The sequence below is a fragment of the Brevundimonas sp. UBA7506 genome (assembly GCF_002479495.1).
Lineage (GTDB): Bacteria > Pseudomonadota > Alphaproteobacteria > Caulobacterales > Caulobacteraceae > Brevundimonas.
Genome location: NZ_DLNQ01000005.1, coordinates 284,166 through 297,906, shown reverse-complemented (window position 1 = coordinate 297,906; position 13,741 = coordinate 284,166). Strand labels below are relative to the sequence as shown.

14 protein-coding genes and 3 tRNA genes are annotated in these 13,741 nt (G+C 65.9%); 8 read left to right on the top strand and 9 right to left on the bottom strand.

Annotated features, from left to right (window positions below; genetic code table 11):
• Position 1: 1 nt before the first annotated feature.
• The 8 genes from nuoG to B3K53_RS03205 form a co-directional block, all read right to left on the bottom strand.
• Positions 2-2,047, bottom strand: a complete 2,046-nt coding sequence (nuoG, locus tag B3K53_RS03240) for an NADH-quinone oxidoreductase subunit NuoG (RefSeq protein ID WP_292082649.1) — start codon at positions 2,045-2,047, stop codon at positions 2-4.
• Between the two features lie 5 nt (positions 2,048-2,052).
• Positions 2,053-3,366: an NADH-quinone oxidoreductase subunit NuoF gene (gene nuoF, locus B3K53_RS03235; RefSeq protein WP_292082648.1), complete on the bottom strand. Its 1,314-nt coding sequence runs from the start codon at positions 3,364-3,366 to the stop codon at positions 2,053-2,055.
• Between the two features lie 6 nt (positions 3,367-3,372).
• Complete coding sequence (locus B3K53_RS03230) at positions 3,373-3,642, bottom strand: hypothetical protein (protein WP_207821662.1); 270 nt, start codon at positions 3,640-3,642, stop codon at positions 3,373-3,375.
• Complete coding sequence (nuoE, locus tag B3K53_RS03225) at positions 3,642-4,316, bottom strand: NADH-quinone oxidoreductase subunit NuoE (RefSeq protein ID WP_292082646.1); 675 nt, start codon at positions 4,314-4,316, stop codon at positions 3,642-3,644. Before nuoE ends, B3K53_RS03230 begins: the two co-directional genes overlap by 1 nt.
• Positions 4,313-5,491 (bottom strand): NADH-quinone oxidoreductase subunit D, encoded by a 1,179-nt coding sequence (locus B3K53_RS03220; protein ID WP_292083358.1) that lies wholly within the window; start codon positions 5,489-5,491, stop codon positions 4,313-4,315. Before B3K53_RS03220 ends, nuoE begins: the two co-directional genes overlap by 4 nt.
• Before the next feature lie 95 nt (positions 5,492-5,586).
• Complete coding sequence (locus B3K53_RS03215) at positions 5,587-6,210, bottom strand: NADH-quinone oxidoreductase subunit C (RefSeq protein WP_105563441.1); 624 nt, start codon at positions 6,208-6,210, stop codon at positions 5,587-5,589.
• Positions 6,207-6,818 carry a NuoB/complex I 20 kDa subunit family protein gene (locus tag B3K53_RS03210; RefSeq protein ID WP_292082645.1) on the bottom strand — a complete coding sequence of 204 codons (612 nt, stop codon included), beginning with the start codon at positions 6,816-6,818 and terminating at the stop codon, positions 6,207-6,209. Before B3K53_RS03210 ends, B3K53_RS03215 begins: the two co-directional genes overlap by 4 nt.
• Positions 6,788-7,165: an NADH-quinone oxidoreductase subunit A gene (locus tag B3K53_RS03205; RefSeq protein ID WP_207821670.1), complete on the bottom strand. Its 378-nt coding sequence runs from the start codon at positions 7,163-7,165 to the stop codon at positions 6,788-6,790. The genes B3K53_RS03210 and B3K53_RS03205 overlap by 31 nt, the downstream gene beginning before the upstream one ends.
• Before the next feature lie 210 nt (positions 7,166-7,375).
• Here B3K53_RS03205 and B3K53_RS03200 point away from each other — a divergent pair, with 210 nt between their 5' ends.
• Both B3K53_RS03200 and B3K53_RS03195 read left to right on the top strand, forming a co-directional pair.
• Positions 7,376-8,986: an AbgT family transporter gene (locus B3K53_RS03200; RefSeq protein WP_292082644.1), complete on the top strand. Its 1,611-nt coding sequence runs from the start codon at positions 7,376-7,378 to the stop codon at positions 8,984-8,986.
• A 112-nt stretch (positions 8,987-9,098) separates the two neighbouring features.
• Positions 9,099-9,175 (top strand) — tRNA-Asp (locus B3K53_RS03195).
• A gap of 370 nt (positions 9,176-9,545) precedes the next feature.
• Here the strand turns inward: B3K53_RS03195 and B3K53_RS03190 are convergent.
• A tRNA-Gln gene (locus B3K53_RS03190) sits at positions 9,546-9,619 on the bottom strand.
• 211 nt (positions 9,620-9,830) lie between these two features.
• On the opposite strand from B3K53_RS03190, the gene B3K53_RS03185 reads away from it, so the two are divergent.
• From B3K53_RS03185 to B3K53_RS03160, 6 genes are all read left to right on the top strand, one after another.
• Positions 9,831-9,907 (top strand) — tRNA-Pro (locus B3K53_RS03185).
• A 77-nt stretch (positions 9,908-9,984) separates the two neighbouring features.
• Complete coding sequence (locus B3K53_RS03180; RefSeq protein ID WP_292082643.1) at positions 9,985-10,533, top strand: DUF924 family protein; 549 nt, start codon at positions 9,985-9,987, stop codon at positions 10,531-10,533.
• 79 nt (positions 10,534-10,612) lie between these two features.
• On the top strand, positions 10,613-11,560 hold the full coding sequence (locus B3K53_RS03175; protein WP_292082642.1) for an SH3 domain-containing protein: 948 nt from the start codon (positions 10,613-10,615) through the stop codon (positions 11,558-11,560).
• A 124-nt stretch (positions 11,561-11,684) separates the two neighbouring features.
• Positions 11,685-12,542: a thymidylate synthase gene (locus B3K53_RS03170; protein ID WP_292082641.1), complete on the top strand. Its 858-nt coding sequence runs from the start codon at positions 11,685-11,687 to the stop codon at positions 12,540-12,542.
• The gene (locus tag B3K53_RS03165; RefSeq protein WP_292082640.1) at positions 12,539-13,393 is read left to right on the top strand and encodes a nucleotide-binding protein; all 855 of its coding nucleotides are present in this window, start codon (positions 12,539-12,541) and stop codon (positions 13,391-13,393) included. Before B3K53_RS03170 ends, B3K53_RS03165 begins: the two co-directional genes overlap by 4 nt.
• Positions 13,393-13,692, top strand: coding sequence for a phosphoribosyl-ATP pyrophosphohydrolase (locus B3K53_RS03160; RefSeq protein WP_292082639.1), 300 nt, complete (start codon positions 13,393-13,395; stop codon positions 13,690-13,692). The genes B3K53_RS03165 and B3K53_RS03160 overlap by 1 nt, the downstream gene beginning before the upstream one ends.
• Positions 13,693-13,741: the final 49 nt, after the last annotated feature.

Genomic DNA, 13,741 nt, shown 5'->3' with positions numbered 1-13,741 from the left:
TTTACTCCGCCGCCAGAACGACCGGGGCCGTCCGCTCAGCGGACAGTTGGGCCATGGTTTCGCTGGCGCGCGCGATCGGGTTGGTCAGGTAGGGGTCGACAATGGTCGAGACGAAGGCGACGTCGCCCAGGTCGCCCTTGGCGCCCAGGGCCGCCACGTCGAACGACGCGGCCGGGGCCAGATAGTCGATGCGGCCGAAGGTCGGGTGATCGCCCATCAGCTTGGCGCGCAGTTGCTCCAGGGTGTCGAACGGCAGCTTGCAGCCGAGCCGTTCCGACAGGGCGCGGATGACGGCCCAGTCTTCCTTGGCCTCGCCCTTCGGGAAGACGACGCGTTCGGCCATCTGCACCCGGCCCTCGGTGTTCACGTACAGGCCCGACTTCTCGGTATAGGCGGCGCCCGGCAGGATGACGTCGGCGCCGTGCGCGCCGCGATCGCCGTGCGAACCCAGATAGACGCGGAAGGCGTCCGAGCCCGAGGCGTTCACTTCATCGGCGCCCAGCAGGAACAGAACGTCCAGCGCGCCCGGCTTCAGCATGCCGGCCACGTCCAGACCGCCCTCGGCGGGGACGAAGCCCATGTCCAGACCGCCGACGCGCGCCGCGGCGGTGTGCAGGACGTTGAAGCCGTTCCAGCCGTCCTTGACCACGCCGACCTTCTTGGCCAGCGCGCCTAGGGCGTTCAGCACGGCCGCGCCGGTTTCGCCGGTCAGGGCGCCCGCGCCGATGATGATCGCCGGGCGTTCAGCCTTGGTCAGGAAGTCGACGGCGGCCTTGGGCAGCTTGCCGACGGTCTTCGAACCGGCGCCCAGGTAGTTGTAGTCATAGGTCAGATCGACCTGTTCGCCGATGACGCCGATCTCGGCGGCGCCCTTCAGCCAGGTCTTGCGAATGCGGGCGTTGAGCAGCGGCGCCTCGACGCGCGGGTTGGCGCCCACGATCAGGATGGCGTCAGCGTTTTCAATGCCTTGCAGGCCGGAGTTGAACAGCCAGCCCTCGCGAGCCCCCTGCCCGATCGCCGCGCCGTCCTGACGGCAATCGGTGTTGGCCGAGCCCAGGGCGCGGAACAGGTCCAGCGCGGCCTTCATCGACTCGGCGTCCTGCAGGTCGCCGGCGATGACGCCGATGCGGTCGGCCGAGGCCTCCTTGATCTTGGTCGCGACAGCCGAGAGCGCCTCGTCCCACGAGGCGACGCGCAGCTTGCCGTTCTCACGCACCCACGGACGGTCCAGACGACGCGCCTGCAGGCCGTCAACGGCGTAGCGCGAGCGGTCCGACAGCCACTCTTCGTTGATGCCCTCGTTCACGCGCGGCAGAACGCGCATGACCTCGGCGCCGCGCGCGTCGGCGCGGATGTTCGAGCCCAGGGCGTCCATGACGTCGATGGTCTCGGTCTTCTTCAGCTCCCACGGACGATAGTGGTACTGCCAGGGACGGTGCGTCAGGGCGCCCACCGGGCACAGGTCGTTGACGTTGCCCGACAGCTCGCTGTCGATGTTCTTTTCCAGATAGGTCGTAATCTCGGCGCTTTCGCCGCGCGAGATCATGCCGATGTCCGGGACGCCGGCCACTTCGGTGATGAAGCGAACGCAACGCGTGCACTGGATGCAGCGCGTCATGAACGTCTTGACCGTCGGGCCCATGTTCTTTTCTTCGACCGCGCGCTTGTTCTCGCCATAGCGCGAACCGTCACGGCCGTAGCCGACAGCCTGGTCCTGCAGGTCGCACTCGCCGCCCTGGTCGCAGATCGGGCAGTCCAGCGGGTGGTTGATGAGCAGGAACTCCATCACCCCTTCACGGGCCTTCTTGACCATCGGCGTGTCGGTGAAGATTTCCTGGCCGTCCATGGCCGGAAGGGCGCACGAAGCCTGCGGCTTCGGCGGTCCGGGCTTCACTTCAACCAGGCACATCCGGCAGTTGCCGGCGATGGACAGACGCTCGTGGTAGCAGAAACGCGGGATCTCCTGACCGGCGCGCTCTGCGACCTGCAGAACCGTCATGCCGGGTTCGAACTCGGTTTCGACGCCGTTGACCTTGGCGATAGGCATTACGTTTACTCCGCCGCGATCGCGTGGCCGGCGAAGTTCGCGCGGCGGCTGCGGTAGGTGTTGATGCGGTCTTCAATCTCGTGACGGAAGTGGCGGATCAGGCCTTGAACAGGCCAGGCCGCGGCGTCGCCGAGGGCGCAGATGGTATGGCCTTCGACCTGACCGGCCACGTCGAGCAGCAGGTCGATTTCCGACGGATCAGCGTCGCCCACGGCCATGCGTTCCAGCACGCGCCACATCCAGCCGGTGCCTTCGCGGCATGGCGTGCACTGGCCGCAGCTCTCGTGCTTGAAGAAGTAGCTGATGCGGGCGATCGCCTTAACGATGTCGGTGGACTCGTCCATCACGGTCACGCCGGCCGTGCCCAGCGACGAACGCATTTCGCGCATGGAGTCGAAGTCCATCAGGACGGTTTCGGCCTGTTCGCGCGTGATGACCGGGCAGGACGCGCCGCCCGGAATGATGGCCTTCAGGTTGCCCCAGCCGCCGCGCACGCCGCCGCCGTGATCCTCGATCAGCTGGCGCAGCGGGATCGACATGGCTTCTTCGACCACGCACGGCGTATTGATGTGCCCCGACAGCGACATCAGCTTGGTGCCGGTGTTGTTCGGACGGCCGAAGCTGGCGAACCAGTCCGCGCCGCGGCGCAGGATGGTGCCGACCACGGCGATGGATTCCACGTTATTCACGGTCGTCGGGCAGCCATAGAGGCCGGCGCCGGCCGGGAACGGCGGCTTAAGGCGCGGCTGGCCCTTCTTGCCCTCCAGGCTTTCCAGCAGAGCCGTCTCTTCGCCGCAGATGTATGCGCCGGCGCCGTGGTGGATATAGACGTGGAAGTCCCAGCCGTGGACGTTGTTGTCGCCGATCAGCTTGGCCTCATAGGCCTGCTTGACGGCGGCCTCCATACGCTCGCGCTCCAGCACGTATTCGCCGCGCAGGTAGATGTAGCAAGCGTGGGCCTGCATGGCGAAGGAGGCGATCAGCGCGCCCTCGATCAGCAGTTGCGGATCATGACGCATGATCTCGCGGTCCTTGCAGGTCGCGGGCTCGGATTCGTCAGCGTTGATGACCAGGTAGTGAGGACGATCCTTCACTTCCTTGGGCATGAAGGACCACTTCAGGCCAGTCGAGAAACCGGCGCCGCCGCGTCCGCGCAGGCCCGAGTTCTTGACGTTGTTGATGATCCAGTCACGGCCAAGGTCCAGCATGTCCTTGGTGGCGTTCCACGCGCCGCGCTGCTTCGCCCCCTCCAGGCCCCAATCATGGAAACCATAGAGGTTGGTGAAGATGCGGTCCTTGTCTTCGAGGATTCCGACCATGAGCCCTTAAAGTCCTTCCGCCATGCGGCGTTTATGGTGGCGGGTGCGCATGAAGATCGAACCGATCACCAGCGCCCAACCCACGGCCAGGACGCCATAGGCGACCGTCACCGCATCTTCCGTAAGTCCGAACCGACCCTGACGAGCGAACAGCACCAGTCCCGCCGCCACCACGATCAGCGCCATCCCGCCCCAGCGGAACGGCCAGCCGACGCGGCGCAGCTCGGCCCGGTAAGCCGCCCTGCCTTCATCCGTGTCCAGGTTCGGTCGCGTCATCAGGCCGGAGCCTTCTCAGCCGCCGGCTTGGAGTTCGGCAGCGACTTGATCTTCTTGGCGCGCGAACCGTCGTACAGCGACGGGTCCGTCAGGACCCGGGCGCCGCCCTCGGGCTCGGACGTGTGGCGACCGACGCGCGAACCCGGCTTCGGCGACTTGCCGGCAGCGAAGTCGTCGATGATCTGGGCCATCGTCTCGGGCGTCAGGTCTTCGTAGTAGTAGTCGTTGATCTGGGCCATCGGCGCGTTGGCGCAGGCGCCCAGGCACTCGACTTCCTGCCAGGTGAAGCGGCCGTCGGCGGACAGCTCGTCCTTGGGCCCGATCTTCTCCTTGCAGACGCGCATCAGCTCATTGGCGCCGCGCAGCATGCACGGCGTGGTGCCGCAAACCTGGATCAGGGCGGCTTTCCCCACCGGCTCCAGCTGGAACATGGTGTAGAAGGTCGCGACCTCCAGCACCCGGATGAAAGGCATGCCCAGCAATTCGCCGATGGCGCGGATGGAGGGTTCCGAGACCCAGCCTTCCTGTTTCTGGACCAGCCACAGGATCGGGATCACCGCCGACTGACGGCGGTTCTCAGGGTACTTCTTGATCCACCACTCGGCCTTGGCCTGCGTGTCCTTTGAAAAGGCGAAGGATTCAGGCTGTTCCTTGGCGAGGCGACGAACGCTCATCGGTCCACTTCTCCGAACACCATGTCGAGCGAGCCGAGGATGGCCGACACGTCCGCCAGCATGTGGCCAGTGTTCATCCAGTCCATCGCCTGCAGGTGGCGGAACCCAGGGGCCGACAGCTTGACGCGGTAGGGTTTGTTGGTGCCGTCCGACACCAGATAGACGCCGAACTCGCCCTTGGGCGCTTCGACGGCCGCATAGACCTCACCCTCGGGCGTCTTGAAGCCCTCGGTGTAGAGCTTGAAGTGGTGGATCAGCGCTTCCATCGAACGCTTCATCTCACCGCGACGCGGCGGGGTGATCTTGTGGTCTTCGGCCAGGACAGGTTCGCCGGGGCAGTTGCGCAGCTTGTGGATGCACTGCTCCATGATGCGCACCGACTGCTTCATCTCTTCGACGCGGCAGAGGTAGCGGTCCCAGCAGTCGCCGTTCTTGCCGACGGCGATGTCGAACTCGAGGTCAGCGTAACAGTCGTAGGGCGTGGCCTTGCGCAGGTCCCAGGCGATGTCCGAGCCGCGCAGCATGACGCCCGAGAAGCCCCAGGCCAGGGCCTCTTCCTTGGACACCACGCCGATGTCGACATTGCGCTGCTTGAAGATGCGGTTCTCGGTGACCAGGCTCTCGATGTCCGCCAGCTTGGCCGGGAACTCGGCGCACCAGCGGCCGATGTCGTCGACCAGCTCCGGCGTCAGGTCCTGATGGACGCCGCCGGGACGGAAGTAGTTGGCGTGCAGACGGGCGCCGCAGGCGCGCTCGTAGAAGACCATCAGCTTCTCGCGCTCTTCGTGACCCCACAGCGGCGGGGTCAGGGCGCCCACGTCCATGGCTTGCATGGTCGTGTTCAGCAGGTGGTTCAGGATGCGGCCCATTTCCGAGTACAGGACCCGGATCAGCTGGCCGCGATACGGCACGTCGACTTCCAGCAGGCGCTCGATGGCCAGGCAGAAGGCGTGCTCCTGGTTCATCGGCGAGACATAGTCCAGCCGGTCCAGGTAGGGGATGTTCTGCAGATAGGTGCGCGACTCCATCAGCTTCTCGGTGCCGCGGTGCAGCAGACCGATGTGCGGGTCGACGCGGGTCACCAGCTCACCGTCCAACTCCAGCACCAGACGCAGCACGCCGTGCGCGGCCGGGTGTTGCGGGCCGAAGTTGATGGTGAACTTGCGGTCGTCCATCGCCCGCGCGTGCGGGGTCAGACCGTCTTCATAGTCCTCGAACGGGTCGATCGCCTTGGGAGCGGCCGTCGCGGGGGTGTTGTTGCCGTCAGCCATTACTTGGCTCCCGCCTTCTCGTCGCCCGGCAGGACGGTCGGATATTCAGCGCCTTCCCACGGAGAGAGGAAGTCGAAATTGCGGTATTCCTGGGCCAGCTTCACCGGCTCATAGACCACGCGCTTCTGTTCTTCGTCGTAGCGGACCTCGACATAGCCCGTCATCGGGAAGTCCTTGCGCAGCGGGTGCCCCTGGAAACCGTAGTCGGTCAGGATGCGGCGCATGTCGGGGTGATCCGAGAAGATCATGCCGTACATGTCGAAGGCTTCGCGCTCGAACCAGCCCGCCGACGGATAGACCGAAACCACGCTGGGCACCGGCTTCACCTCGTCGGTCGAGACCTTGACGCGCACCCGCGCGGCGCGGGTCAGCGACAGCAGGTGATAGACCACCTCGAAGCGCTCGGCGCGGTCCGGGTAGTCGGCGCCGCAGGCGTCCATCAGCAGTTGGAAGCCGAATTGATCGCGCAGGGCCGTCATGACGGCGACGATGTTCTCGCGCGGGGCGATCAGGGTCAGCTCGCCATAGGCGACGACGGCCTCGACACCGAGAGCCGCCACCATTTCGGTCCCCAGCGGGGTGAGGGCGGATTCGCGTTCCGCGACGCGCACCAGTTCGCTCATCGCTCGATCGTCCCCGTGCGGCGGATCTTCTTCTGCAGCTGCAGGATGCCGTACAGCAGGGCCTCGGCGGTCGGCGGGCAACCCGGGACATAGACGTCCACCGGCACCACGCGGTCGCAGCCGCGCACGACGCTGTAGCTGTAGTGATAATAGCCGCCGCCGTTTGCGCAGCTGCCCATGGAGATGACGTAGCGCGGGTCCGGCATCTGGTCATAGACCTTGCGCAGGGCCGGAGCCATCTTGTTGGTCAGGGTGCCAGCGACGATCATCAGGTCCGACTGGCGCGGCGAACCGCGCGGCGCGGTGCCGAAGCGCTCCAGGTCGAAGCGCGGCATCGACAGGTGGATCATTTCCACGGCGCAGCAGGCCAGGCCGAACGACATCCACATCAGCGAGCCGGTGCGGGCCCAGTTGATGACGTCGTCCAGCGACGTCGTCAGGAAGCCCTGCTCGCCGAGTTCGGTGTTCACCGCCTCGAAGAACTTGTCGTGAATCTTGGGATCGTAACCCTCGACGGTCGAGCGCGCGGCCGAGCCGGCGGGGACCAGGGGCGACGCCAAAGGCGACGATGGCGCGATTATTGCCATTCCAGCGCTCCCTTCTTCCATTCGTAGATAAAGCCGACCGTCAGCACGCCGAGAAAGACCATCATCGACCAGAAGGCGAAGACCATGCCGCCGGTCGACAGGTCGAACATCGACACCGCCCACGGGAACAGGAAGGCCACTTCAAGGTCGAAGATGATGAAGAGGATCGACACCAGATAGAAGCGGACGTCGAACTTCATGCGTGCGTCGTCAAAGGCGTTGAAGCCGCACTCATAGGCCGACAGCTTTTCAGTGTCGGGGTTTTTCGGCGCCAGAGCCCATGCGGCCAGCATGAAGCCGAGCCCCAGGACGGCGGCGATCGCCAGGAAAACGACGATCGGGAGGTATTCTAGAAGAAATGCGTTCATTCGAGCTGCCTCGCCCGCCGAGGGAGGGGGCGGATTCGGGGCTTCTTAGACCCAACCATCGACAGGTTCAAACCCATGTCGGCAAAGGTTTTTTGTTGAGAATGGTTCGCAAGCCCGCGCGCGTTTTGCCGCAGGCCGCGCCGTTGCCAGCCGCACCAACGATACGCGTAAATGGAGGCTTTCCAGTACCTCTGTAATCAAGGTCGCAGCATGAGCCTGGCAGCCCGCTTGCTGAACACCATCGAACGCGTCGGCAATCGCCTGCCCGATCCCGTATTTCTCTTTCTCTGGCTGATCCTGGGCCTGATCGTGCTCAGCCTGGTCGGCGCGGGTCTGGGCTGGTCGGCGGTCAATCCGGTGACCGGCGACGTGCTGCAAGCCGAGAGCCTGTTGTCGCCCGCCAATCTGGAGCGGCTCTTCATCGGCATGCCGCGCACCCTGGCCGATTTTCCGCCCCTGGGGATCGTGATCACAATTATTTACGGCGCCTCGGTCGCCGAGCGGACAGGCATGTTCTCGACCGCCATTCGGGGCGCCCTGCTGAACGCGCCGCGATTCATCCTGACGCCGATCGTGGTGGTGACCGGCATGGTGTCCCACCACGCCTCCGACGCCTCCTACGTCGTGGTCATTCCTCTGGCCGCCGTCATCTTCGCCGCGGCGGGCCGCCATCCCCTGGCCGGTCTGGCTGCTGGTTTCGCCGCCGTCTCGGGCGGATACGCGGGCAATCTGTTTCCCGGCGCCAGCGACGCGCTGATTCTGGGCATCACCGAACCCGCCGCCCACCTGATCGATCCGTCCTACGCCGTCAGCATCGCCGGCAACTGGTTCTTCATCGTCGGGGTCGTCATCGTCTTCACCCCCATTGTCTGGTTCCTGACCGACCGGGTCATCGAGCCCCGCCTCGGGCCCTGGATCCCGTCCTCGGCCGCGCCCGCCACCGCGGAAGAAAAGACGCCCCTGTCCAGCGCCGAAAAGCGCGGCCTGCTGTTCGCGGGCCTGACCATCCTGGCCATGATCGCCACCTGGACCCTGATCACCCTCCTGCCCGGCTCGCCCTTCGTCGATGCCGACGCCGAGCCCGCCCAGCGCTTCAACCCGCTGTATCGCTCGCTGGTCGCCTTCTTCGCCCTCACCTTCTTCGGCGCGGGCGCAGCCTTCGGCGTCGGCTCAGGCTCGATCAAGTCGCACCATGATCTGGTGCGAATGATGCGCGAGGGAATCAGCCAGCTGGCCCCCTATATCGTTCTGGCCTTCTTCGCCGCCCACTTCGTCGCCATGTTCAACTGGTCGGGCCTGGGCCCTATCCTGGCGGTCAACGCCGCCGCCTCCCTGCGCGAACTGGCCCTGCCGACGCCCCTGCTGCTGATCGTGGTGGTGCTGGTGTCCTGCGTCTTCGATCTCTTCATCGGCTCGGCCTCGGCCAAGTGGTCGGCGCTTGCCCCCATCGTCGTGCCCATGTTCATGCTGCTGGGCATCAGCCCGGAAATGACGACCGCCGCCTATCGCATGGGCGACAGCGTCACCAACATCGCCACCCCGTTGATGAGCTACTTCCCCCTGATCCTGACCTTCGCCCAGCGCTGGGACCCGCGCTTCGGTCTCGGCTCCCTGATGGCCACCATGCTGCCCTACGCCGGGGCCTTCCTGGTCGCGGGCCTCGTCATGGTGGCGGCCTGGGTGGCCCTGGACCTGCCGCTGGGACCAGGCGTCGGCGTCCACTATGAACCGCCCCCGCCCGCCGTCGCCTCGCACCTGCCGGCGGACGGCGGAATCGCCGGTCCCGTCGCCCCGCCGCAAGCCGCCGCAGCCGCCAAGTAACGGAGGTCTTGCGATATTTTCGCTTATCCACAGCAGGGCCGCTTGACGGGCGCGGCGGCCCCGCCTAAACGACGCCCCTCGCCGCGGCGCACAGCGCTTCGGTTCGGGAAACGCGGGTGTAGCTCAGTTGGTTAGAGTGCCGGCCTGTCACGCCGGAGGTCGCGGGTTCGAGCCCCGTCACTCGCGCCATTCCTTTCAGCGAAGGGAATGGCGCACACCGCCCCCCCCTTCTTTCATACATTATGAATTAGGCGCCGCTTAGCGATCGCTCCGCTTTGCGCAGTGGAAGCGACCTGGCCAATCGGCATTGCCGCTTCAAAGCGCCGACACGCCCACCGCCACCCTCGACAGCACTTTACCGCCCATTGGACACGCCGCCCCTTGGCGCCGACCAGAAACGTCAAAGGCCGCCGGAGCAGTCCAGCGGCCTTTTGCTTTTGACGTGGCGATTTCCGTCGCGACACAACAGCGATGGCGAACAGCCAGCCCGACTGGCTCACTATACTGTACAGATGAAGGAGAAGCTTGAGCCGGTCGATACTCGAACCCGAAAGGGCGGTGGCTGGGGAACTAGGACTCGAACCTAGAATGACGGTACCAAAAACCGTAGTGTTACCATTACACCATTCCCCAGCAGGACCAGTGCGCCGCCGCAGTTCGTTGCGGCGAGGAGCGGTGAGATACGCCAAGCTTTTCGGGGATGCAACACTGAAAACAAAAGAATTTTCATCGAGCAGCGACTTTTTAAAAACCGCAAATTCCCCGCTTGCGAGGTCCGAAACGGGTGGCTATAAGCCCCCTCCTCGACGCAACGACGGCCTCTGGCCCGCGCCGAGAAAAATGTCGGAGTGTGGCTCAGTCTGGTAGAGCACTGCGTTCGGGACGCAGGGGTCGGAGGTTCGAATCCTCTCACTCCGACCATTTTTCCTTACATCGTCAGATGATTTCCCCCTCGCGGGGTCGTGCACTTGCACGCGCGCAAGCTTAAGCTTTGCAGCATGAACACCCTGCTTACCCCCGCCCAGGTCATCGCCTTCTGGATCGAAGCCGGCCCCGAGAAATGGTTCGCCAAGGACGCCGCTTTCGACGCGGTCTTCACCGAACTGTGTCGCGAAACCCATTTCGCCGCCGCACGCCGCGAACTGGACGCCTGGTCCGGGACGCCCGAGGGCGCTCTGGCCCTGATCATCCTGCTGGATCAGCTGCCGCGAAACGCCTTCCGCGACACCGCGCATATGTTCGCCACCGATTCCCTGGCTCTGATGTTCGCCAAGGCCGCCATCGCGCGCGGCGACGACCGACAGGTGGCTCATGACCTGCGCCCCTTCGTGCTCATGCCGCTGATGCACTCCGAGTCCCTGGCGGATCAGGAGACTCTTCTGACCCTGCTGGACGAAGCCGATCAGCCCAACACCTACAAGTTCGCCGTGATCCACCGCGACATCATCGCCCGCTTCGGGCGATACCCGCACCGCAACGCCTGCCTTGGTCGCGAGACCACGGCGGACGAATCCGACTTCCTGGCAGGGGACGGATTCAAGGGCTGACTCGGCCCGTCGTCTTGGGCTTATTGCAAAGCTGGGTTAGGCAGACCCCCTTCAGCTTATCCGAAGGGGGATCTGTCTCGTGAAAATCGCCAACCTCATCGCGGTCGCCGTCGCGGCTTCCACCACTCTGGCCGCCGCCGCGCCCGCAGAAGCCCAGGCGCGCCGCAGCAGCGCCCAGCGCACCCAGGACGCGCAAATGGCCCAGATCCCGCGCTGCGCCCGCAGCCTGGGCACGGTCACCCTGGCCGACGGTCAGTCCGACTACTGGCGCGAGCTGCAGCTTTCGCCGCCGCAAAGCCTGCTGCGCGTGGTGATCCAGCGTTCTGGCTGCTTCACCCTGGTAGACCGCGGCACGGGCATGAGCGTCGCCCAGCGCGAGCGTGAACTGGCGTCCGGCGGAGACCTGCAACGCGGCTCCAACGTCGGCGGCGGCCAGATCCGCGCCGCCGACTTCGTCCTGGTCGGCGAAGTCGCCAGCCAGAACGCCAACTCGGGCGGCAATGCCCTGGCCGGTCTGGCCGGCGCCGCTCTCGGCGGTCGCGCCGGCGCCATCGTGGGCGGCATTCGCACGCGCAACATGGAAGCCAACACCGTCCTGTCGCTGACCAATGTCCGCACCTCGGAGACCCAGCTGGTCACCGAAGGCTACGCCTCCAAGCGCGACATGAGCTGGGGCCTGGGCGCCGGCGGCTTCGGCGCGGGCGCGCTGGGCGGCGGCAGCTATGAGAACACCGAGATCGGCCGCATCGTGGCCCAGTCCTTCATCCAGGCCTACACCGACATGGTGACCCAGATGGGCGGGCTGGAAGGCGGTTCGGCGGCCCAGGAAGCGCCGATCCAAACCTATACGGTTCAGCAGGCCGCCACGCTTCGCTCGCGCCCCAACGGCGGCTCGGTCGTGCGCGCCCTGCCCGCAGGCCTGCGCCTCTACCCGACCGGCAACCGCGAGGGCGTCTGGTGGGAGGTCATGGACGACAACGACAACCTGGGCTGGGTCCAGAACGAGCGCCTCGCGCCCGGTCGCTGATCTTGGCCGAAACGACTGAATGAAGCAGCGCCCGCCGATCGCATCGGCGGGCGCTTCTCTTTTCTGTGAGCAAGCGAATCAGGCGCCTGCCCCGCACCGCGAATCAGGGGCATCCTCACTTCCCATGAACGCCGCCGTCGCCCTCGCTGATCTCGAAGCCCGCACGGCGGCCGTCCCCGCCGACCATCCCGAATGGCAGTATCTCAATCTGCTGCGGGACATCCTCGACAACGGCGTGCGCCGCGACGACCGCACCGGCACCGGCACCCTGGGCGTTTTCGGCCGTCAGATCCGCTTCGACCTGTCCAAGGGCTTCCCTCTGCTGACGACGAAGAAGCTGCACACGCGCTCGATCTTCATCGAGCTGCTGTGGTTCCTGCGCGGCGAGACCAACATCGCCTGGCTCAAGGACAACGGCGTCAGCATCTGGGACGAATGGGCCGACGCCGAGGGCGACCTGGGCCCCGTCTACGGCAAGCAGTGGCGCTCCTGGGCCGCCCCGAACGGCGCGAGCATCGACCAGATCAGCAAGCTGGTCCACGGTCTGAAGACCAACCCCAACAGCCGCCGTCATATCGTCAGCGCCTGGAACCCGGCCGACGTGGACGACATGGCCCTGCCGCCCTGCCACTGCCTGTTCCAGTTCTTCGTCGCCGACGGCAAGCTCAGCTGCCAGCTGTACCAGCGCTCAGCCGACGTCTTCCTGGGCGTGCCGTTCAACATCGCCTCCTACGCCCTGCTGACGCACATGCTGGCCCAGGTGGTCGGGCTGGAGCCCGGCGACTTCGTCCACACCTTCGGCGACGCCCACCTCTATCTGAACCACCTGGAACAGGCCGAGCTGCAACTGACCCGCCAGCCCCTGCCCCTGCCGACCCTGACCGTCGCGCCCAAGTCCGACCTGTTCGCCTACGAGCTGTCGGACTTCGTCATCAGCGACTACGCGCCCTGGCCGCACATCAGGGCCGAAGTGTCGAAGTGATCCGCCGACCGCCCCTCTTCATCGGCTCCTCGGTCGAGGGGCTGGAGGTGGCCTACGCGCTGCAGGAAAATCTGGAGTTCGACTGCGAGCCGACCGTCTGGCCGCAGGGCGTGTTCCAGCCGTCTAGCGCCGCCCTGATCGACCTCTACGCCTGGAGCCGGAAGGTCGAGTTCGCCGTCTTCGTCTTCACGCCCGACGACGTGGTCCGCATCCGAGGCCGGACGGTTCAGACCGTGCGGGACAATGTCGTCTTTGAACTGGGCCTGTTCATCGGCGCCCTGGGGCCGCGTCGCTGCTTCTTCGTCATGCCCCACGGCGCCGAGCTTCACCTGCCGTCCGACCTGATCGGGGTCGAGCCGCTCCGCTACGTCGCCGACCGTCGCGACCAGAACTTGAGAGCCGCGCTCGGTCCCGCCTGCAACCGCGTTCGACAGGCCTTGCGGCTGGAACCCGCCGCCGTCCCCTCGGCCGCCAGCGAGGCGACCGCCCCGTCCGAAACGCCTCTGCAACTGGCCGCGCAACTGGTCGCCGCCTGGGACGACGAGCCGGTGCTGGGCGCCCGCCAGGTCCTTCGCGACGGCGTCCCCTTCTACATTGCCGACGACCACGACGGCGAGGCCACGGCCGCCCTATCCACGGTGTTCAACTTCCTGAACAGCATGGCGGACGGGGTCCTGAGCGGGCGTATCGACGCCGCCGTGGCGCGCGACGCCTTCCAGCAGCCGGTCATCGAGATCTGGACGCGCGCCTACGGCTATTTCGTGCCAGCCGGCGGCGATCCCGAGGAGGCTTGGTCGCCCGCCCCGCCTCTGGCCGTTCCCGCCAACCAATGGGCCTCGATCCGCACCTGATGAAACTGACCGACCTCAAGGCGGACGTCCTCCGCATCTCCGACATCTATGCCCGCGAGCACACCATCGACCGCGACCGCGACTGGGCCCTGCTGAAGCTGCAGGAGGAGCTGGGCGAACTGACCAAGGAACACCTGAACCTCACCGGCCGCGCGCGTGGCGCGCCCGACCCGATCGCCCTCGGCGACGAAGCCGCCGACGTTCTGGGCATGCTGCTCATCTACTGCGACCGCGCCGGCATCGATCTGGAAGCCGCCATGCAGCGCAAATGGCTGAAGTGGCTCAAGGCTGACGCGTAAACTCCCGTAACATCGTATGGCGAAGCGTCGGGACTCGGCGCACCCTCCC

Excerpts from the sequence above, each read along its gene's own strand:
- nuoG (WP_292082649.1), bottom strand. The coding sequence starts at position 2,047 with ATGCCTATCGCCAAGGTCAACGGCGTCGAAACCGAGTTCGAACCCGGC.
- nuoF (WP_292082648.1), bottom strand. The coding sequence starts at position 3,366 with ATGGTCGGAATCCTCGAAGACAAGGACCGCATCTTCACCAACCTCTAT.
- B3K53_RS03230 (WP_207821662.1), bottom strand. The coding sequence starts at position 3,642 with ATGACGCGACCGAACCTGGACACGGATGAAGGCAGGGCGGCTTACCGG.
- nuoE (WP_292082646.1), bottom strand. The coding sequence starts at position 4,316 with ATGAGCGTTCGTCGCCTCGCCAAGGAACAGCCTGAATCCTTCGCCTTT.
- B3K53_RS03220 (WP_292083358.1), bottom strand. The coding sequence starts at position 5,491 with ATGGACGACCGCAAGTTCACCATCAACTTCGGCCCGCAACACCCGGCC.
- B3K53_RS03215 (WP_105563441.1), bottom strand. The coding sequence starts at position 6,210 with ATGAGCGAACTGGTGCGCGTCGCGGAACGCGAATCCGCCCTCACCCCG.
- B3K53_RS03210 (WP_292082645.1), bottom strand. The coding sequence starts at position 6,818 with ATGGAAGAAGGGAGCGCTGGAATGGCAATAATCGCGCCATCGTCGCCT.
- B3K53_RS03205 (WP_207821670.1), bottom strand. The coding sequence starts at position 7,165 with ATGAACGCATTTCTTCTAGAATACCTCCCGATCGTCGTTTTCCTGGCG.
- B3K53_RS03200 (WP_292082644.1), top strand. The coding sequence starts at position 7,376 with ATGAGCCTGGCAGCCCGCTTGCTGAACACCATCGAACGCGTCGGCAAT.
- B3K53_RS03180 (WP_292082643.1), top strand. The coding sequence starts at position 9,985 with ATGAACACCCTGCTTACCCCCGCCCAGGTCATCGCCTTCTGGATCGAA.
- B3K53_RS03170 (WP_292082641.1), top strand. The coding sequence starts at position 11,685 with ATGAACGCCGCCGTCGCCCTCGCTGATCTCGAAGCCCGCACGGCGGCC.
- B3K53_RS03160 (WP_292082639.1), top strand. The coding sequence starts at position 13,393 with ATGAAACTGACCGACCTCAAGGCGGACGTCCTCCGCATCTCCGACATC.